Origin of the sequence: Pluralibacter gergoviae ATCC 33028 = NBRC 105706 (assembly GCF_001598855.1) — a bacterium.
GTDB classification, from domain to species: Bacteria; Pseudomonadota; Gammaproteobacteria; order Enterobacterales; family Enterobacteriaceae; genus Pluralibacter; species Pluralibacter gergoviae.
In genome coordinates, this window is sequence record NZ_BCZS01000016.1 from 1 (window position 1) to 19,643 (window position 19,643).

Here is a 19,643-nt window from a genome sequence, read left to right on the forward strand (position 1 = left end):
CATGGCCTCACGCGCGCGGGCGAGAGAAATCTCCGCAGGCAGAGAGGGTTTATATTCAAGACCAATCGCTCCGTCGTAGCCTAACGCCCGCAGACGGTCCAGCAGCAGCCTCCACTCCCCTTTTTCCGCCTCCGGCTCGGCGCGGGTGGGTACCTGGGCAATTTGTACATGACCCAGCAGGTGAGTCCGGCCGCCTAACGCGGCTTCCATCTCCTCTTCCATGACCGCAGAGTGGTAGGCGTCAAACAGCAGCCTGAGACGCGGGCTGTCCACTGCCTCGATGATGTCCAGCGCGACGCGGGTGTCGTCGAGAAACATGCCGGGATGATCGATGCGGGTATTCAGCGGTTCCAGCAGCAGCGTAATGCCCGCCGCTTCGGCGCGGGATGCCGCCTGTCGCAGCACCCCGATAGCCAACGCTTTTTGCTCGTCAAAACTGGCATCCTCCCGCCGGAAACCTGAAGCCACCACCAGCGGCGGGCTTCCCAACCGCCGCGCAGCGGTGAGACTGTCATCCAGCGCCGCGAGAAACCCGGCATGCTCTGCCGGATCGACCAGGCTGCGGCGCGGTTCGACCACGAAACTCGACAAGGTAACGCCCGTCTCGTCAAGTACCCCGGCCAGCGCCTCCAGCGGCTTGTCGCGCCACAGGTGAAACTCAACGTGGCTGAAACCAGCGCGCTTCGCCGCGCGGACGCGGTCGCAAAAATCGGGATGCTCCTCACGAAAAAGCCATTCAATGCACGGGGACAGATACATCCAACCTCCTCTTATCGACTTATCGATATGAATCCGATAAATTAGAACAAGAACTCTTATTCTATTATGAGACGGCACCGCCGCCGTCTCATGCGCCCCGGATTATCGCCGACATCAGTGCGCCATCGGCGATAACAAGAACGGACGCTCTAATTCTAATCGTTTAGCGATACAAAATGTCAACATCATTTAACAGATTTTTAACCAAACCTGAAGGTACATCATGTTAAACAACGCTTCGGCGTCATCTTCCTGTCCTTCGCCGGACGCCGCTGAGCGGCAAAGAACGCTGGCAACGATCGTGGTGTCCATCGCCATGGTACTGGAGATCGTCGATGTCTCTATTCTCAACGTCGCCATTCCCGTTCTGCAGCACAGCCTGGCCGCCAGCCCACGGCAGATCGAGTGGGTGATGACCGGATATCTGTTCTTTTTTTCCGTGCTTCTGCTGACCGGCGGTCGGCTGGGAGATCTCTGCGGCTACCGGCGGCTATTCATCTGCGGACTGACGGCGTTTGGCGTAGCCTCCGCGGGCTGCGGGCTGGCCACCAGTCCGGAGATGCTGATCGCGATGCGCATTTTTCAGGGGATCAGCGGGGCGATGATGGGGCCGCAGATTCTCTCTCTGGTGCAGGTGCTCTATCCCCCGCACGAGCGTTTTCGGGTAATGAGCATCTTCGGCCTGCTGGGCGGGGCCGCCGGTATTCTCGGGCCGATCCTCGGCGGGGCCATCATTGAAAGTAACCTCTTTGGCCTGAGCTGGCGCCCCATTTTTTTAATTAACGTGCCGATCATTATTGTGGCGATAATGCTGGCGTGGCGCGTGCTGCCCGCGGTCAAAAGCCCGGAGGCAAAAGGAATCGATCTGCTCGGCACCCTGCTGGCGATTATCGGCGGCGGCGCCATCCTGCTGACGCTGATTGAGATGCCCGCCCTCGGCTGGCCCGCCTGGTCCTTCTCCCTGCCGGTGCTGGCGATAATCACCCTCTGCGGGCTGGCGCGCTATCTGCTGGCCCGGGAAAAAAGCGGTAAGCCGCTGCTGCTTCCCCCGGAGGTGCTGCGCGACGGCTTTTATCGCGCCGGATTCAGCATCACGCTGCTCTATCAGGTTGCCACTGCCTCACTGCTGCTTGCCACCGCCCTGGCCCTGCAAACCGGGCTGGGGTTCACTCCGTTTCAGACTGCGCTGATGCATATTCCCTTCGCGCTGGGGGCAATGTTCTCGATTACCGTCGCCGGACGCCGCCTCTCGCCCCGGCTTGGGCGTAACATCACCCTGGTGGGTGTCGTCGTCCAGGTCTGCGGGCTGCTGCTGATGGGGTATGGGATCTCCGGGGGCATGACGGTGATGCGGCTGGTCGCCCTCGGGGTGGGGTTCAGTCTCTGCGGCTGCGGGATGGGGCTGATCTCTGCCCCGCTCCCCGCCTTTGCGATGGCGGCAACCCGCGTTGCCCATGCGGGGGCAGCCTCGGGGCTGTTCCGTACCGGCCAGCAATTTGGTGCCGCGCTGGGCATGGCGACCCTCGGCGGCTTCTATCTGGCCAAAAGCGCCTCGGGGCCGGGCGCCTGGCACCCGGCGTTTATTACTCTGCTGGCGCTTGATATCGCGGTACTGCTGGTTATCGCCGCCCTGAGCCGCTGGTTACCCGCGTCAGTGCTGCGCCCGGAAGAGAAAAAAACCTGAGCTATCGCGCCTTCGGATAGCAGCCATCGCGATGTTCCATTTATCCGGAGGGCGAAGTTGTAGTACCTAATGAAGTCTGTACACCTGCAGCGGGCCCGGCCCGAATAATGAGAAAGCGTAAGGATGACTATGAACGAGAAGGTTGATGTACTGATTATTGGCAGCGGCCCGGTAGGCTGCGCTTTTGCGCGACGGATCACCGAACGTCGCCGCGCGCGCGTGCTGGTGGTGGAGGCAGGTGAGGCGCTGACGCCGCAGACCGGTGTCAATATCCGCAATCTGGCCCCCGCCGAACGCGACGCCGCCTACGCCCGTGCGCGCCAGTTCCCGCTGGCGACGCTGCCGTCCGACCTCCCCGTGGGCGCGCTGATTGCCCGACCGGGTACGCACCTCCTCGATCCGACCCGCCCTGATGGGGCGATGCCCGCCGCCGCGCTCTCCAGCAATCTCGGCGGAATGGGCATCCACTGGACATGCGCCTGCCCCAGGCCGGGAGACAGTGAGGTGATCCCCTTTATTGATCCGCAAAAAATGGATGCCGCCTTCGCGTCCGCGGAGGCCTATCTGCAGGTGACCCGTGAAGGGTTCCCGCAGACGGCTCTCAGCCGGCAGATTGTCGCCTCGCTCAACGCCCGTTTCGCCGACGGCCGTCCGCCAGAACGGCAGGCGCAGCCGATGCCCCTGGCCTGTCGGCCTACCCCTGAAGGCAAACCCCGCTGGTCGGGGGTGGATGCGGTACTGGGCGATCTGGCCGAAGAGGAGACGCGTCAGCAGCGCGGGGTGGAGATCCGCACCGCCACGCTGTGCACCGGCATCCTCCACGACGGCGCCGCAGCGACGGGAGCAGAGCTGCGCAATCTGCGCACCGGTGAAACGTACCGAGTCGAGGCCCGGGTGGTGATCGTCGCCGCCGATGCGCTGCGGACCCCGCAGTTGCTCTACGCCTCCGGCATCCGCCCGCAGGCGCTCGGACGCTGGCTGAACGACCAGCCCCAGGTTATCGCCCTGATCGAGGTCGATGCCCCACCGGTAGCGCCGCCCCACAGCGCGACAGGCGCCGACGGGCGGGATAATATCTCCGGCGTGACCTGGCTCCCCTTCCACGAGCCGGACTTTCCATTTCACGGTCAGCTAATGCAGATGGACACCTCCCCCATTGCGTTCAGTCAGCCAGGCGAGGCGCCGGGCAAGCCGGTAGTGGGCCTCGGCCTGTTCCTTGCCAAGGAGCTGCGCAAAGAGGATCGGATTCTGTTCAGCGACAAAAACGATGCCGTCGGGCTGCCGGAGATGACTCTTCACTATCAGCTGACCGAGGGCGATCGCCAACGCCTGGCGCTGGCGCAGGAGGTAGTGCAGCAGGTAGGGGCGGCGCTGGGCAACGTGGCCCGGGGCGGGGAAGCCATCGTCTTACCGGCGGGAACCTCACTGCACTATCAGGGCAGCTGCCGGATTGGGCCTGTGGATGACGGCACCAGCGTGGCCTCGCCCGATTCGCGGGTCTGGGGCTTCAGCAATCTGTACGTGGGGGGCAACGGCGCCATTCCGACCGCCACCGCCTGCAACCCGACCCCGACCAGCGTCGCGCTGGCCATTCTCGCCGCGGATGACATTAGCGCGCGCCTGCTGTAACCCGCCCCGCGTTGATCCTCCCCTGACGCTGCTTCGGCAGCGTTTTTACTGTCCGCAATCCCCTGTTTTATTCAGGGTATTTTGATTCGCGATACATGCCATAGGTAATCACAATTTTTCACCCCTCTGTACACGGCCCTACTCTGGACCCGGGGTCGATCCGACGCCCACCTGTATTCCTAACCTGCATATAAAAACCGCTCAGCCACCGACGACTGGTGGACCGGGTGATAAAAGGAGAACGTCGTGAGCAACATCGCTAATCAGCCCGAAGCGCCGCAGGCCGGCGCGGCGCAGGGCATTATTATCGCCCTGACAGCTTTTCTGCCTATACTGGCCATCGTCTCTCTGGCCCCCGCCGTCCCCACCCTGATTCAGCACTTCTCGGGGGTGCGCTGGGCCGAAACTCTGGTACCGCTGATGCTGACCGCTCCGGGGCTGGTCATTGCCGTCACCGGCCCCTTCAGCGGCTGGCTGGCGGACAGAGTTGGCCGCCGCAAGCTGCTGCTCTGCGCCACGCTGCTGTACGGCGTCTGCGGCACTTTGCCGCTCTGTTTATCCTCCCTGACGCTGATCTTCTGCAGCCGCCTCGGCGTCGGTCTGGCGGAGGCGGTGGTGCTTACCCTCGCCAATACCATGCTGCTGGATTACTTCGATGATAAGCAGCGCCGCTTCTGGCTGACGGTGCAGGGAGTGATTGGTCCGGCGATGGCGGTACTGGTGCTGGCCGGATCGGGCTATCTGACCGCCCTGCGCTGGAATGGCGCGTTCGCTATCTACTTCGCCGCCTTTGCGCTATTTATCGCCATGTATTTCTGGATGTACGAGCCGGCCAAAACCCACCGGCCGCAGCAGGTTACCGGGGCGAGCAGCGCCTTCCCGTGGTCGCGGGTCATCGCCCTAACGGTGCTGACGTTTATCAGTGCCATCATCTACTATGTCTACACCATCAACGGTGCCAACGCCTTTCATACCCTGCCGGACGCCAGCCCCCAGCGGATTGGCCTGATTATGTCGCTGGTCAGCCTTGCGGTGCCGTTCGGATCGCTGCTTTTTGGCCTGGCCTCCCGCGGTCTGACGCCGGAGCGCGTGCTGGCGCTGATGATGTGTCTGATGGGCGTTGGAATGCTGATTATCGGCGCCTCGCGCAGCGATACCCTGATGGGCCTCGGCTCGGCGATTCAGCAGCTGGGGGCCGGGATGGCGATCAGCGCCATGATTTACTGGGTGGGATCGCTCATTCCCCCGGCCTACTGCGGCCGGGCTATGGGCGCCTGGTCAGGGGCATTTTTCGCCGGGATGTTTGTCAGCCCGATTATCGTCGGCCTGATCAGGGCGCATGAGCAGAATGATATTCTGGCGGCCTTTACGGGCCTGGGCTGCATCGCCCTGGTGCTGGCCGCCGCCCTCTTCCTTTACACCTTCTCACGTCACAGCCACCGGCTGCGCCAGCAGAGGGACGCCAGCGCCTGGCAGCTCGCGGAGTAACCGGCCCACCCGTCCGCTATGACGCGACGGGGGCTATCAGAAAGCTCAGGCACATCAGACCAAGGTCGCGCTTGAGCTGCTCCCAGTCCCCCTCTCCCGATGCCTCTACCGCCGAGCCAAGCCCCAGAAATCGGGCCAGCGAGGCGTAGGCAACGGTAAAGCAGAAGCGGGCCGCGTGCTCGGGGCGGGGGTGGCGGATTTCCGCCGCAGAATCCAGCAGCAGCTGAATAAAAGTCTGCTCATTTTTCAGATAGGCCGCTTTACCGATACTGGCTACCCGCTCATCGTCGGCCCGGGCCATAAACGGCCGCAGGATCCCGGCGTGGCGGTGCAGATACTCCGCCTGGACATCCATCAGCGCGGGCAGCTTCTCCCGCAGCGGCAGATTCTGTGCCTGAAGGCGCTCCACCAGTTGCTGCCACTCGGCGTCCAGCTCCTGCATCACCTCGGCCATCACCGCGACAAAAAGATCCTCTTTTCCCCCAAAGCGGGCGTAGATGGAGCCGACGGAGACCCCCGAGCGGCGGCTGATTTCAGCAATGGTCAGCAGCTCAAAGGTGCCCTCTGATAAAATTTCCCGGCTGGCCGTCATCAGACGCTCCAGTGCAATCCGGCTGCGGTCCTGTTTAGGCTGGCGTATGGCCGATCGTTCGCTCATTGCGGTTGTCACCTGTTATTCCATGAAAGACGGTTGCAGTGTATTGCAGTTGTCTCCTGCCCTGCAAATTACGCGGGAAACTATCACCGGCAAGTTGTTGCAAAAATGTGATGAACGTCATTCCTTTGTGATTAAATAGAATTATAATTCTAGTTCTATTTGATAACAACAACCACCTTACCCAACCATCAGGAGTTGCTATGCGTTTCTCTGCCTTTCTCGTCGGACGTTCCACTGCGCCAGAGCAGGATCGGTTTGTCATGCAGTCCCTTATCGACCACGCCCGTCAGGCGGAGGCGCTGGGGTTTGATGCCGTTTTTATGCCCGACCACCACTTCACCGGCTATGCCCCGATGTCGAGCGATCCCTTTATCTTTGCCGCCTATCTCGCGGGACAGCTGAAAAAGGTTCACTTCGGGATGTCAGTCACCACCGTCCCCCTGCACCATCCGGTGCGCTTTGCCGAACGTGTTAACCTGCTGGATCAGCTCACCGAGGGGCGGCTACTGGTTGGTATCGGCAGCGGCACCACCCCGGAGGAGATGATTGGCTTCGGAGTGAACTATAAAGAAGCGTCAAACCTGCTGCAGGAGAACCTCGATTTGGTTCTCAAACTGTGGGACAAAAAGATCGAGGACGATCCGATCATTTTCGAAACCTCTCACTACAAGGGCGCCGTCGTCCAGCGCATCGTACCCACCGCATGGCAGAAGCCGTTCAACCGCATCATGCCCGTCGCCCTGCGGGAAAGCAGCATGCAGCGCGCGGCCGACAACGGCTGGCCGGCGTTTATCCCGGCCTTTACCCCGCCCATCCCGGCCAGCAGCGATCCTTTCGGCCAATTGACCCACTACTTCACTCGCTACCGCGACGCGCTGCTGAATGCCGGACACAGTGAGGAGGTGATCAAATACTGTCTCTCGTGGACCACCCACACCTGGCAGTGCGTCCACATTGCCCCGACAGACGAGCAGGCCCGGGAAGAGGTACTCCAGATTATGGGCTGGTATCAGCAGGCCATCGAGCGCGAGTACGAATACAACAAGCGGGCCGAAGAGTTCAGCGGCGTCTCCCTGCACCGGCACCCGGACTGCTTCAGCGAAGAGTGGCTCAAAACCTGGTGCCTGTACGGTAGCCCGGAAACCGTCGCCGAGGAGCTGGAACGCCATCAACAGCTGGGGATCGGCAACGTTCTGATGGGCTTTACCACCGGTCCGCTCACCGAGCAGCGCCTGCAGTTGACCCGGCAGTCCATGTCCCTGTTTGCAGATAAAATTCTGCCGCGCTTCCGCTAACCCGTTCCCGGAGAGATATCATGACACGACACGCAACTCGCCCCCCTTTCATCGTCGGGATCGGGGGCACTACCCGCCCCGGCTCCAGTACTGAACGTGCTCTGACCACCGCGCTGGCCCACGCCCGCAGCCGGGGGGCCAATACCCGGCTGTTTGGCGGCAAAGAGCTGGCCGCCCTGCCTGCCTTCAACCCGGAAGTGACCACCCGCACGCCGCAGGAACTGGCGTTTGTTGACGCCGTACGCCAGGCGGACGGGATCCTGATCGCCTCCCCCGGCTATCACGGCGGCGTCTCCGGGCTGGTGAAAAACGCCATCGACCTGCTGGAAGACCTGCGCGGTGACAGCCGGGTCTACCTCGACGGCCGGGCCGTCGGCTGCATCATCACCGCCGCGGGCTGGCAGGGGTGCAATACCACGCTCGCCGCCCTGCGCGCCATCGTCCACGCCCTGCGCGGCTGGCCAACGCCGCTGGGGGCAACCCTCAACACTGCCGGCGTATCGCTGTTTGATAAAGAGGGTAACTGCACCGATGTCGCCGTCCAGCGCGCCCTGGAAACCGTTGCAGAACAGGTGCTGAGCTTTACGGCCCCGTCACTGACAAGGAGAGCCGCCGATGACTGCGCTCAGTCTGTCGCTTAACGTCGAAGAGAAAGCCAGGCTGACCGCCGGACTGGGGATGTGGTCTACCCATCCGATCCCCGGAACACAGATTGGCTCCGTCACGCTTTCCGATGGCCCGATGGGCATCACCGGGGGCCGGGTTGATGAGCGCGACGTCGCGCTGCTTAGCCCCTGCGGGCTTGCGCTGGGCGCAAGCTGGGACAGCGACCTGGTGAGCCGCGTCGGCGAAGTGATTGGTCAGGAGGCGCAGCGTACCGGAGTTCAGGCCGTGCTGGCTCCCAACCTCAACCTGATGCGCAGCCCGCTCGCGGGCCGCGCGTTTGAGCTGTTCGGCGAGGATCCCCGCCATATTGCCACCCTGGGCGCTGCCTGGGTGGCAGGCGTTCAGCGTCAGGGCGTGGGCTGCGTGGTCAAACACCTTGTCTGCAACGATTCGGAAACGGACCGCCGGGGTATGAACGTCGAGGTGGATGAGGCGACGCTGCGGGAAGTCTACTTCTGGCCGTTTGAGGTCACTGCCCGCCGGGGGGCATGGGGGATGCTCACCGCCTATAACCGGGTCAACGGCACCTACTGCGCCCAGCACCAGCAGGCCATCAGCGGCTGGCTGAAGCAGGAGCTGGCGTGGGACGGACTGGTGATGTCCGACTGGTTCGGCACCCAGAATGGCCTTGCCAGCTTCCACGCCGGGCTGGATCTGGAGATGCCCGGCCCCGCCCGGCATATGGGCGAAAAGCTACTCCCGACTCTGACCGGCTCTCAGGAAGAGGCCGAGCGGCTGGACGACGCAGCAGCCCGGCTGGCCCGCTTTGCCGAGCGCGTCAGCCACTCCCCGCGCTACGATGCCAGCGCTGCCGCTCAGCGGCAGCGCCTGAATACGCTGGAGGAGGCCGCCGCCGCGGGCTTTGTGCTGCTGAAAAACGCCGGGGGCACCCTGCCCCTGCGCCCGCAGAAGGGGCAGCGCGTCGCCGTCATCGGCCCCAACGCCACCGCGCCCTGCTTTCAGGGAGGGACTTTCGCCCGCGTCGCTCTGATGCCCGGCCTGGTCTCCCCCCTTGAGGCCCTGCGCGCACGCTTTGCCGCAGAAGGCGTCAGCGTCAGCTACGCACAGGGCGTGGAGAGCGACTACCGAATCCCCCCTCTGCACGCCCTGCCGCTGCGCGCGGCAGACGACAGGCCGGGACTGGATGTCACCTTCCTCAACGCCCGGGGCGAAACCCTCGCTCACGAGGTGCGTAATGCCTCATCGCTGATCTGGTTTCGCGATATGCCCGGGGTGGGAGACATGCTGGGCCTTGAGGACCGGGCGGAGATTGTTGTTCGCAGCAGGTTCGTCGCCCCCGCGGACGGCCGCTATCGCTTCTGGATTGGCGGCACCGGGGCCGTGACCCTGAGCATCAACGACAGCCCGGCGGCAACCTTCAACGGCGAGGCGCTGGAAGGCGATATTATGGGCAAGCTGATGCAGGCCCCCAGTAACGAGGTGACGCTCCCGCTGCAGGCGGGAGAGACGGTCAGTTTTGCGGCGACGATGTCTATCGGCAAGAGCATTGCCCACGGCATCTGGTTCGGCTGTCAGCCGCCCCAACCCCTCGATCTGCTGCAGCAGGCGCTGGAGCAGGCCCGCGAGGCCGATAGCGTCGTGCTGGTTATCGGCGAAACCTCGGATGCCGGTCTGGAGAGCGTGGATCGTGACGCCACCGCCCTGCCGGCACATCAGGTCGCGTTAATTCGGGCGGTCTGCGCGGAGAATCCGCGCACGACAGTGGTGCTAAACGTCGCCCATCCGGTGGACACCGATTGTCTGCGTGACGCCGCCGCGATCGTCGTCGCCTGGTATCCGGGGCAGGAGTTCGGCCCGGCGCTGGCGGCGGTTATCGCCGGCGATCGGGAACCAGGGGGCCGCCTGCCGGTGACCTTTGCCCATCGTCTGGAGGATTACAGCGTGCGTAATCTGACTCCTGACACTAACGGTAACCTCTACTATCGCGAACGCCAGCAGGTCGGCTGGCGCGGATTTGCCGCCAAAGGCACCGCGCCGGCCTGGGCGCTGGGCTCGGGGATGGGCTATGCAGAGATAGCGCTCAGCCAGGCTACGCTGGTTGGCGAGGATGCGCAAAATCTGCGGGTTAACTGCTGCCTGGAGAATCGCTCATCCCGGGACGGGAAAGCCGTTGTTCAGCTCTATCTCAGCGGGCCGGGGAACGACGGAGCGATCCTCGCCGCCTTTGCGGCCTGCACGGTTAGCGCCAGCGGCCGCCAGCCGCTCAGCATCGCGCTCCCCGCTGACGCAATGCGGCGCTGGCAAGCCACCAACCATTGTTGGGCCACGGTTTACGGCGACTATCAGCTGCGGGTGGGCTTCGCCAGCGATAACATCATCGCCACCCTCGACTTCACCCTTCAACCAGACGGACAGGTCGTACAGCGCGCCTGACCGTTCTTCCGCCACTGCGGTCAGCGCCTCCGGGCCTGGCCGCTTTTTATCGTTTATCGCTCCCGATATGCATGACAAAACAAAAGCCCGACGGCGCAGGCCGTCGGGCGTAAAAGCCTGCACCGCTTATCAGAAGTTCAGGTACATGGTGGACTGCCAGAGTACGGCGGACTCATGTTTCGGGACCAGGTTAGGGTTATCCTGCCAGGTCACACCGTTGATCCAGTAGATGCCGCGGGTCAGGCGGAAAGCGTGTGAGAGGGAGAGCGCATTGATGCTTTTCGGCGCGCTGAGGTTCGCTTCCCCGACGTAATCGCGGAATTTATGGCTGATAAAGGAGCGGGTGTAGCCCAAAGAGGTCATGTCCCGCGGGCGGCCCGGAAACAGACCGATATCAAACAGCGTTACCTGCACATCGCCGGTGTAAGCATTGCGATCGTCCGGCGCGTAGTCTGCTTTGGTATCAAGATAGAGGCCGGACGGCGCCCCTTTCTGCGGCTGGGTCAGCTGCACGGTGTTAGCCACATAAAAGCCATAGTTACTGTTGCTGGTGCCGGTTTTATCATAATAGCTGTAGTGGGTGGTATTATAGATCCCTCCCGCACGGAACCAGATGGAACGCTGATTCTCGCCCGCCTGCTGCTTGAAACCAAACTCATCCACCAGGATCGGATTGGCTCCGTCAACGTGCCACTTCAGGCCATAAGGGTTCTGTTTAATATCTTCCAGAAAACCTCCGGGCGACATACTGCGGCTAACGGCAAAGTTATTATAAAACTTCTTGTCGCTGTCGCGGGTAATTACCGAAAAGGTCGGCGTGGGCGCATTAAGGCTGATCCCTACCTGAACCGGAATAACGCTGGTCGGGCCGAGTGCGGCAGAGGAGGAGTTGCCCCCCAAAACCATACCGTAAAATTGGCGAATCAGCGGATAATAACCGTATTGCAACTCCAGCTGTCCGTCAAAGAAAGGCTGATTAATTGCCAGGTTGGCGATATTGTGCACCCGGGGATAGCCGTCATTATAGTTTGACGTCGACCAGAGGGGCGAAATCGTTAATTGCGCATCTTTACTAAATCCGATTCGGCTTAAATCATAGGTAATATCCAGGGAGGTGCTCTGTGACCAGGTAAAATTCTGCCCGGAGTACTGCTGCGGGTGATGCGAATGGCCTTTGAGATCGTAGAGCATATTCGGGCTGAAGCTCAGCTGAACGCCCCAGCCGTTGTCCGCGAGCGCGCTGCGAAAGCCCCCCGCATCACCGACCAGCGATTCGCAGATTGACGACGGCGTGACCACCTGTTGAGAACGGGTATTGAGTTTGTCCAGTTGCTCACAGGTCCAGCTCCCCGCCAGGGCCGAGCCGGAAAAAAGCGCCAGCGTTATCGCTGAGGGAATAAAGATCATTTTCTTTGTAGGTTGGGTACAGCGTAAAGTCATAACAAACCCTCTTTATTATTTTTTGCAGGTAAAAGCACCATATAGCAAAAATGAAATATTCATCATTGCGTGATATGTTATTAATAGAAAATTAAACCTAATAGCGAGAATATAAACTGCACTATTCAGCCATCGCACTCCTCATCCGCCGGGGCGGAATAAACAATAAGATACGCACCGTTAATATTAAATAACGGACGATTTGAATAAATTAAGCACCCGCGTACAACGTAAGACTCTATTGCCGTAACCTGCGCCAAACGGCAAGTTACGGCGGCATCAGAAAATAAAATTAATGTGCCTGTACCTTTTTAATATTCGCGAGATTAAATACCAGAAATATTCCCGCGGCAATGGCCATAGTTAATATTGAAAAGAGCAGCAGGGTTGACTGTAAATTGCCGGTAACAGTATTCATGCCGGTGACCAGCAGAGGACTGATAAACATCCCGAGGAAAAAAAACGTATGCCAGATACCCATTCCTGTCGCCCGGTGCCCGGCAGGGATCGCCCGGATAACCCAAGCCAGCATCAGCGGAATCAGCAGGCCGTTGCCAATCTGGGCCACAAATGCGGCAAGCACGCCGGAAAAAGGATTACGGGCAACGGCAATAAACAGCAGGCCGAAGCCAAACACGAGATAGAAAACCAGCAGCTGTCTGGCGGGCCACAGTTTAGACAGCCTGCGAAACAGCAGCGCCCCCAGCGGTACGCCGATCCCGGCTACGGCGGTAGCGATGCCGATATGACTGCTGGAACGGATACCAAGCTGGTTAAACACCTGGCTAATCTGCAGCGGCTCAATAAAGTAGAGAATGGCGCTGACCAGCGTTATGGCGCAGATCCCCGCCATTCGCTGCCGCGGAAACGGCCCCGAGGCCTCTTGCACGTTTTCGGCCTGCGTCCGGTAAGTCGCCGGCTCGCGGGTGAAAAAACAGAGGCCGAAAAAAACCGGGATCGCCAGAGCATAGAGATAGATAGGGCCGCTCCATCCGAAGTCGCCGAGCAGACCGGCGCAGAGGATCACCAGGGTAGACATTACCGCCCCCGCGCCGCTCTGGATAGCCAGCCAGCGGCTGCGCGCCTCGCCGACGAAATAGTCGCCGATCAGGGAATTAGCCGCCGTCAGGATAAACGCATCGGCAATCCCCATCATCAGGCGCGCCCACAGAATGGCGTGCAGACTCTCCAGCATCATGGGCAGCAAACCAAATGCCGCGTAGGCGCCGGTGGCAATAATCAGCAGACGGCGGCGGCTCCAGCGATCCCCCGCCATTCCGGCGAATGGCGCCAGAAGCGCCATGCTGACGGAAGGCAGGGTGATAATCATCGGCACCAGCCACCGGGAATAGGCCTGCGATGAAAAATGCTGAAACAGCAGCGGCATAACGGGGATCATGGTCAGGGTGCCCATTATCGGCAGCAGCGCCGCCAGCATGAGTAAAATGGCCTGAACGGCCCCCGCCTGCTGCGGGACTGCTGAAACTTTTTGCATCATCACCCTCACTCGCTTTACGCCCATTTCTAGAATATGAATTACAGTTCTATTTTTTGCTGATAAAAAAGACATTGGCGGCTGACAATGTCGACGGATAACGATTGATGCTATTTATCCTGTTTCAGACTACCGCAAGCCCGAAGCGGCGACTGCGATTTTTATCACAATTAATACTAATAATTCACATACATTTAACAATGAAATGGGGCATATCGCCCCGTCCGGGATCAATCCTCGACAATAGCCACGGCGCGAATGAACCCCGCAGAGCCTCGCTGGATCTTGTAGGGAAAACAGCTTACCCAGAAGCCCGAGTCGGGGAGTTTGTCGAGGTTGCTGAGCTTTTCCATCTGCCCGTAAGCAATATCGCGCCCGGCTTTATGCCCCTCCCAGATAAGCCCGGCATCACCGCTGGCCAGAAAGCGCTCCCGGGTGTAGCTGAACGGCGCATCCCAGCTCCAGGCATCGGTGCCCACGACCCGCACGCCCTGCTCCAGCAGCCAGAGCGTCGCCTCTCTGCCGATACCGCAGCCGCGCTGGAGGTAGTCCGGCTGGCCGTAGCGTGCCCCCGCGGCGGTATTGATCAGTACGATATCCAGCGGCGACAGGGTATAGCCGATGCGCGCGAGCGCCCGTCGGAGATCGTCCGGCTGCAGAATGGCGCCATCCGGCGCGTCGCGAAAGTCGAGGCGCACGCCGGGACGCAGACACCACTCCAGGGGCAGCTCATCGATGCCGAAGGCTGGCTCACCGCCGTTAGTGGTGGAGCTATAGTGCCACGGCGCATCCATATGGGTGCCGTTGTGGGGCGTTACGGTCAGCCGCTCAGAGGCCCATGCCTCTTCGCCGGGCATCTGGTGCTTTTCCAGCCCGGGGAACATCGCCGCCATTTCCGGCCAGCCCTGCTGGTGATCCATATACTCTATTTTCGGCAGCAGCGGCGGCGGATCCGTGTAGGGGTTGTTATCCAGCGTGACGGACAGATCGACCAGCCGGCGTCCGGCTAAAAGGTTCATCATCGGTGACTCCTGTTTATCTGACGGGCGCGGCAACGGTTTGGTCCAGCGCGCCAAAAAGCGGTTTGTCATCCGGGGTGCGGGCCTCCATCACCACCCGCTCCCCCGGCTGTAAGAATGGCGTCTGCGGCTGACCGTGGGCTAGCATTTCAATGGCCCTCAGCTCGGCAATACAGCTGGCGCCGCGCGCGGCGTTCTCACCCGAGACGGTTCCCGATCCCACCACGGTTCCGGCGCGCAAACGCCGGGTTTTCGCCGCGTGGGCAATCAGCTCGCCAAAGTTAAAATGCATTTCGCCCCCCTCCTGGCACCCCACCAGCCTGCCGTTGCGCAACACCCGCAGGGGCAGATCCACTCGCCCATCGATCCACGCCCTGCCCAGCTCATCGGGTGTGACCGCTACCGGCGCAAAGGCGGAGGAGGGTTTGGCATGAATGAAGCCAAAGCCCGTTTGCAGCTCGCGGGGGGCATACGTCCGCATACTGATGTCGTTAAGCTGCACAATCAGCCGCACCCGCGCCAGAGCGTCCCGGGGAGTACACCCCCGCTCCACCTCATCGACAATCACCGCAAACTCGCCTTCAAAATCGAGGCCGTCCTCGTCGGTGCCGTAGGGGATCTCTGCGTAAGGGCCCAGAAAATCGTCCCCGCAGCCCTGATACATCAGCGGGATGCTCTCTATCCCGGCAATGGGCGGTAAACTGAACGCCTGCTGCATACGCGCGCTGTGGCTGAGAAATGCGGAGCCATCCAGCCACTGCCACGCGCGCGGCAGCGGCGCCATAAGCTGCCGCAGATCGCAGGGCTGCGCGCTGGCGCAGCGGTTCTCATTCAGGGCCTGATAGCGGGCCGCAAGGGCTGGCCACGTCTCCGCCGACCGTTCCAGCGCCTGCTGCAGAGTGGGGGCGATATCGCCTGCATCGGCCATCTGCCGTAAATCCTGTGAGATCACCACCAGACGGCCGTCGCGCTCGCCGTTATCCCACGTTGCCAATTTCATCGTTTATGCTCTCCCGTAAAATCAGCCATCCCTGACCGTCTACCGCCCACTTCAGCGGCGTTAGCCGCTGTCCCAGACAGGCGCCCTGAATGCAGCGCCCGCTGTCTGGCTCAAACAGCGCCCCGTGCGCGAAGCAGACCAGCAGGTCACCGCGGGCGTTAAGAAAAGCGTTTTCCCGCCAGTTCATCGGCGTGTCGAGGTGCGGGCAGCGGTTGCGCCAGAGATAAATATCTCCCCGATAGCGCAAGGCAATGACCGTTGCCTGCCCTGCCCCTTCAGGATCAAAGCCCTGCGCCTGCGCCTCTGCGAGGCTATCTGCCCGGCAGAGGCGCGTTGCGACGCGGCCCATCAGCGGGCGTTGTCCGGACCCGGCGCCCATTTTTCGCGCGAGGCGAGCAGGAAGTACTGGGAGTTATCGGCCCCGGGCATCGCCTCACGCGGCTGCCAGCTGTCATCATGCAGATCCATATCGGCATCATATTCAATGTGGCAGCCCAGCGGACTGTTGAAATACCAGAACCAGTTCGAGCCCAACTGATGGCGGCCCGGCCCCCAGAAAGACTGATACCCTTTCTCCAGAAAGCGCGTCCCGGCCAGCATCAGCTCCGTCGGCCCGCCCAGATGGAAGGTAAAATGCTCAATGCCGGTCATAAACGGCGGAGCCTGGATCAGAAACAGCGTGTGGTGATCGAGGGTACCCGCCGGGCGCAGAAACGGTCCGACGTGGGTAAAGCGGTCGGTGCAGACAAAACCCAGACGCTGGTAAAATCCCTCTGCCCGCGCGGCATCCGGCACAAAATAGACCACGTGCGACAGCGTACGGGGCGCCGCCGGCATGGCGGGGCTGGCACCGGTCTGGTTAACCCCGCGGCCCGGCTTATCGCCCGGCGCGTTGATTTTCTCGCCGTCCAGCGCGATAGGCTGCCGCTGAGTGACGCGAAACCCGATGGCAAAGCCCGCATCGTCTACGCTGCGCAGCACGCCGTCGCTGCCGAGCTTCACCTCGCGATCCCGGCTCAGCTCTTCGGCGATCGCCTCAAGCGTTGCGGCATCCGCCACGCCGTAGACCGTCTCCCGCAGCTGGCTGCCGCTGGCCAGCGCCGGGGGAAGCGCCGGGTCGTCACGCTCGCGCAGCACCACGCCGGTACCGTCGAGGGCGGAGAAAAAGTGGTTCTCCCCTTCGATAAGACCATAGTCTGTCAAGAACTGCCGGCAGCCGGCGAGATCGTCGACGCCAAATACCAGGTAATCAGGTCCAAGAATATTCATAACTATCTACCTTATGCTGCGCTTCAGGCCACCCGGCCACCGAGGGTTTCCGCTACCCAGTCCGCGATGAACTGGCCGGCGTTAATGGAGTTATCAAAGCTGGAGTGCTGGACGCCCCCTTCAAGGTCGGTAAAAATTTTCAGATCCCGGCGCGGGCTGTTGACCAGCTGCTCGTAAGTGCGGTGCGCCCACTTAAGCGGGATCTGCGAATCTTTTTCACCGTGAGTAACGAGAAACGGTACCCGGATGCGGTCAAGAACGCCGTCAAGATGGACATCTTCCGCGATACGCATAAAGGCAGGAATGTCCTCCCCTCCCCATACCCAGCGGACGTGGTCCCAGTAGTGCGGCACCGGGAAGTCGCCTTCACGCTCCAGGCGGCGCTTCTGGACATCGCGCCAGTCGTGATTCGCGCCCCATACCACGCCGCAGGCAAAGCGCGGCTCGAAAGCCACGGCGCGCGGGCAGTAGTAGCCCCCGAGGGAGACGCCCTCCATACCAATGCGGCTCGCATCCACGTCGGGCTGCTGTTCAAGCCAGTCAACGATACGCGACGCCCAGTGCTCGCTGTCAAAACGGGCCTTCATATTGTGCAGTCGCAGCGCTTCGCCGGTACCCGGCTGATCAACCACCAGCGATGAGACACCGCGTTTAGCCAGCCACTGCGGCAGGCCAACGAGGTATTTCATCTCTTTGGTGGAGTCGAGGCCGTTTACCTGCAGCAGCAGCGGCGCCGGGCCGCTGACTCCTTCGGCGCGCACATATAACCCCGCGAGTGTTTTGTCTCCGTAGGGAATTTCGACCCGCTGGCAGTTGGCCCTGGAGTGGTGTAGTCCGGCGGCGAAAACGTCGAGAAAGCGTTTGTAGAGCGCTTTGCGCCCTTCGGCTCCCTGGGCCTGCAGACGTTCGCAGGTGAGGTAGTAATTTGCCGCCCGCAGGTATTTTTCACCGGCGGAGAGCAGCCGCCCCCGGGCCTCATCTTCTGCCGCAAGGCGGCATAATTTATCGGCCATCTTTGACCAGCTGTCCCGAAACGCACGCGTGCCGTCGGCATCCGGATGCTCAGAGGCCGCAAGCAGCGGCGCGCACATCTCTTCGATTTCACCGATGCGGGCACCCATCTCGATCGACAGGTCGACCGACAGGTTCCAGACATAGTTTTTAGGGAAATAGCGAAACATAGGGTTATCCTTCAACGTTCAATCGTACAGCCCGCACTGTCACATAAGCGCCTGCGGGCCACCAATCACGTCTCAGGATGTGAGGTATTGAGGGGGGAAATACCTGCCAGCGCTAGCCCGCGCTGGCGACAATCTTCTCCTTGAGCCAGCTGAAAATCGCATCATTATCCAGGCTGCGGTGCCAGCCGATAAACTCACGCATGGCGGGCAGCGCCACCGGCATCGGATAGATTTTCAGCGGCAGCATCGCCCGGTACTGCTCCGCCAGCCGGCGGTGCAGCGTGGCTATCCGATCGGTGCCAATCAGCAGCTGCGGCAGGGAGTGGTAGCTGTAGGCAACCACTTCCAGCCGCCGACACAGCCCTGATTCGGCGACCAGCCTCTCCTCCAGCCCCGGCTGCCGCTCGCGGCCAAACACCACGGCTACGTGGCCAAGCCGCTGCCAGTCATCCAGAGTCAGGGTATCGCCAATTCGCGCATTTTGCTCCCACGCCATGCAGACAAACTGCTCTTCAAACAGCAAATCGGCAGGATGCCCCTCGGCCATAAACGGCTCCGGCGCCACGATCATATCCAGCTCGCCGCGGTTGAGCATGCCGGTGGACTGCCGGTCGGGGGAGAGAAACTCGAAGGTCATATTCGGCGCCTGCTGATGAACAATCTGCAGGGCGTCTTTGAGCACCACGTTAATCACGTAGTCGGAAGCCATAATACGAAAATGGCGCTTGCTGGTGGCCGGCTCATCCACAGGCCGCCGGGCAATTGAGGTCTGGATTTTGAGCAGCACCTCCCTGACAGGCTCCTTAAGCTCTCTTGCCAGCGGCGTCGGCATCATTTTTCGCCCGACCTGGGTCAGGAGATCGTCCTCAAAGTAGTTTCTGAGCCGGTTCAGCACGCCGCTGGTTGCCGATTGGGTCATGTGCAGGCGCCCGGCGGCGCGGGTAATATTGTGCTCATCCAGCAGGACATCCAGCGCCACTAATAAATTCAGATCCAGATGCTGGTAACGCATAACTCCTCCACCGGATATCGGTATCAACTCATTCAGTGCGTGTATTTATTTAACATTTTTGAAACTAGTTATTTACTATTTAAAAAAGCGATATCGAATTTTGCGATGAAGATCATCCTTTATCACGATTAGTCAGCGCCGGGCCGGGCTGCTTACCCTTACCCATTCTGTGGCTGAAGGTGAAAACGCGATGAAAATAAATAAGGTTCTGATCGTCGGCTGCGGCATTAGCGGGCTGTGTACGGCCATCGCCCTGCGCAAAGCGGGGATGGCGGTTGATCTGGTCGAAATAGAGCCAGAGTGGAAGGTGTACGGGGTGGGGATTATCCAGCAGAACAACGTCGTGCGCGAGATGCAGCGTCTTGGCGTACTTGAGCGCTATCTCAGCGCCGCGTGGGCGTTTGAGCAAATCTCCCTGTACACCCTGAACGGACAGCCGCTGGCATCTTTCTCCGGGCAGCGGCTGGCAGGGGAAGCGTTTCCGGCCAATGTGGGGATCTCGCGTCTGGCTTTGCATAACGTCCTCTGCGCCGCGGCGGCTGAGGCGGGCGCGAGGATAACCACCGGGGAGTATTTATGCAGTTCGTTGCTGGTCCGGTGCTAGCCATGCGCCGGTAAAGCGGCGGCGTAATTAACTTAATAATGATATAAACG

General features: G+C 61.1%; 17 protein-coding genes. 7 read left to right on the top strand and 10 right to left on the bottom strand.

Annotation, left to right across the window (positions count from 1 at the left end):
• Positions 1–759 (bottom strand): TIM barrel protein (locus ENGE1_RS16040; protein ID WP_064360656.1); only part of this gene is annotated, 759 nt, incomplete at its 3' end.
• Positions 760–982: 223 nt separating this feature from the next.
• On the opposite strand from ENGE1_RS16040, the gene ENGE1_RS16045 reads away from it, so the two are divergent.
• From ENGE1_RS16045 to ENGE1_RS16055, 3 genes are all read left to right on the top strand, one after another.
• Complete coding sequence (locus ENGE1_RS16045) at positions 983–2,443, top strand: MFS transporter (RefSeq protein ID WP_043083902.1); 1,461 nt, start codon at positions 983–985, stop codon at positions 2,441–2,443.
• 129 nt (positions 2,444–2,572) lie between these two features.
• Complete coding sequence (locus tag ENGE1_RS16050) at positions 2,573–4,072, top strand: GMC oxidoreductase (protein WP_048254311.1); 1,500 nt, start codon at positions 2,573–2,575, stop codon at positions 4,070–4,072.
• 246 nt (positions 4,073–4,318) lie between these two features.
• Positions 4,319–5,560, top strand: a complete 1,242-nt coding sequence (locus ENGE1_RS16055; protein ID WP_045288482.1) for an MFS transporter — start codon at positions 4,319–4,321, stop codon at positions 5,558–5,560.
• 16 nt (positions 5,561–5,576) lie between these two features.
• On the opposite strand, the gene ENGE1_RS16060 is transcribed toward ENGE1_RS16055, so the two are convergent.
• Positions 5,577–6,218, bottom strand: a complete 642-nt coding sequence (locus tag ENGE1_RS16060; protein WP_048254309.1) for a TetR/AcrR family transcriptional regulator — start codon at positions 6,216–6,218, stop codon at positions 5,577–5,579.
• Positions 6,219–6,418: 200 nt separating this feature from the next.
• Here ENGE1_RS16060 and ENGE1_RS16065 point away from each other — a divergent pair, with 200 nt between their 5' ends.
• The 3 genes from ENGE1_RS16065 to ENGE1_RS16075 are packed head-to-tail and all read left to right on the top strand — an operon-like array spanning position 6,419 to position 10,573.
• On the top strand, positions 6,419–7,513 hold the full coding sequence (locus ENGE1_RS16065; RefSeq protein ID WP_048254308.1) for an LLM class flavin-dependent oxidoreductase: 1,095 nt from the start codon (positions 6,419–6,421) through the stop codon (positions 7,511–7,513).
• Positions 7,514–7,533: 20 nt separating this feature from the next.
• Complete coding sequence (locus tag ENGE1_RS16070; RefSeq protein ID WP_048254306.1) at positions 7,534–8,154, top strand: NADPH-dependent FMN reductase; 621 nt, start codon at positions 7,534–7,536, stop codon at positions 8,152–8,154.
• On the top strand, positions 8,129–10,573 hold the full coding sequence (locus ENGE1_RS16075; protein ID WP_048254304.1) for a glycoside hydrolase family 3 protein: 2,445 nt from the start codon (positions 8,129–8,131) through the stop codon (positions 10,571–10,573). Before ENGE1_RS16070 ends, ENGE1_RS16075 begins: the two co-directional genes overlap by 26 nt.
• 129 nt (positions 10,574–10,702) lie before the next feature.
• Here ENGE1_RS16075 and ENGE1_RS16080 read toward each other — a convergent pair whose 3' ends face one another.
• The 8 genes from ENGE1_RS16080 to ENGE1_RS16115 form a co-directional block, all read right to left on the bottom strand.
• Positions 10,703–12,013 carry a carbohydrate porin gene (locus ENGE1_RS16080; RefSeq protein WP_053075602.1) on the bottom strand — a complete coding sequence of 437 codons (1,311 nt, stop codon included), beginning with the start codon at positions 12,011–12,013 and terminating at the stop codon, positions 10,703–10,705.
• 292 nt (positions 12,014–12,305) lie between these two features.
• Positions 12,306–13,508 carry an MFS transporter gene (locus tag ENGE1_RS16085; RefSeq protein WP_225823398.1) on the bottom strand — a complete coding sequence of 401 codons (1,203 nt, stop codon included), beginning with the start codon at positions 13,506–13,508 and terminating at the stop codon, positions 12,306–12,308.
• Between the two features lie 230 nt (positions 13,509–13,738).
• Entirely contained in the window at positions 13,739–14,530 is a 792-nt protein-coding gene (locus tag ENGE1_RS16090) for a cyclase family protein (protein ID WP_043083891.1), read from the bottom strand.
• Between the two features lie 13 nt (positions 14,531–14,543).
• The gene (locus ENGE1_RS16095) at positions 14,544–15,527 is read right to left on the bottom strand and encodes a fumarylacetoacetate hydrolase family protein (RefSeq protein ID WP_043083889.1); all 984 of its coding nucleotides are present in this window, start codon (positions 15,525–15,527) and stop codon (positions 14,544–14,546) included.
• The gene (locus ENGE1_RS16100; protein WP_048254300.1) at positions 15,505–15,876 is read right to left on the bottom strand and encodes a Rieske (2Fe-2S) protein; all 372 of its coding nucleotides are present in this window, start codon (positions 15,874–15,876) and stop codon (positions 15,505–15,507) included. The genes ENGE1_RS16095 and ENGE1_RS16100 overlap by 23 nt, the downstream gene beginning before the upstream one ends.
• A complete protein-coding gene (locus ENGE1_RS16105) occupies positions 15,876–16,796 on the bottom strand; it encodes a VOC family protein (RefSeq protein WP_048254299.1) in 921 nt (306 codons plus the stop codon). Before ENGE1_RS16105 ends, ENGE1_RS16100 begins: the two co-directional genes overlap by 1 nt.
• A gap of 23 nt (positions 16,797–16,819) precedes the next feature.
• The gene (locus tag ENGE1_RS16110) at positions 16,820–17,977 is read right to left on the bottom strand and encodes an alpha/beta hydrolase family protein (protein ID WP_048254297.1); all 1,158 of its coding nucleotides are present in this window, start codon (positions 17,975–17,977) and stop codon (positions 16,820–16,822) included.
• 112 nt (positions 17,978–18,089) lie between these two features.
• Positions 18,090–18,989 (bottom strand): LysR family transcriptional regulator, encoded by a 900-nt coding sequence (locus tag ENGE1_RS16115; RefSeq protein ID WP_045288492.1) that lies wholly within the window; start codon positions 18,987–18,989, stop codon positions 18,090–18,092.
• Positions 18,990–19,179: 190 nt separating this feature from the next.
• Here ENGE1_RS16115 and ENGE1_RS16120 point away from each other — a divergent pair, with 190 nt between their 5' ends.
• Entirely contained in the window at positions 19,180–19,593 is a 414-nt protein-coding gene (locus ENGE1_RS16120; protein WP_048254295.1) for an FAD-dependent monooxygenase, read from the top strand.
• The last annotated feature ends 50 nt before the right edge of the window (positions 19,594–19,643 follow it).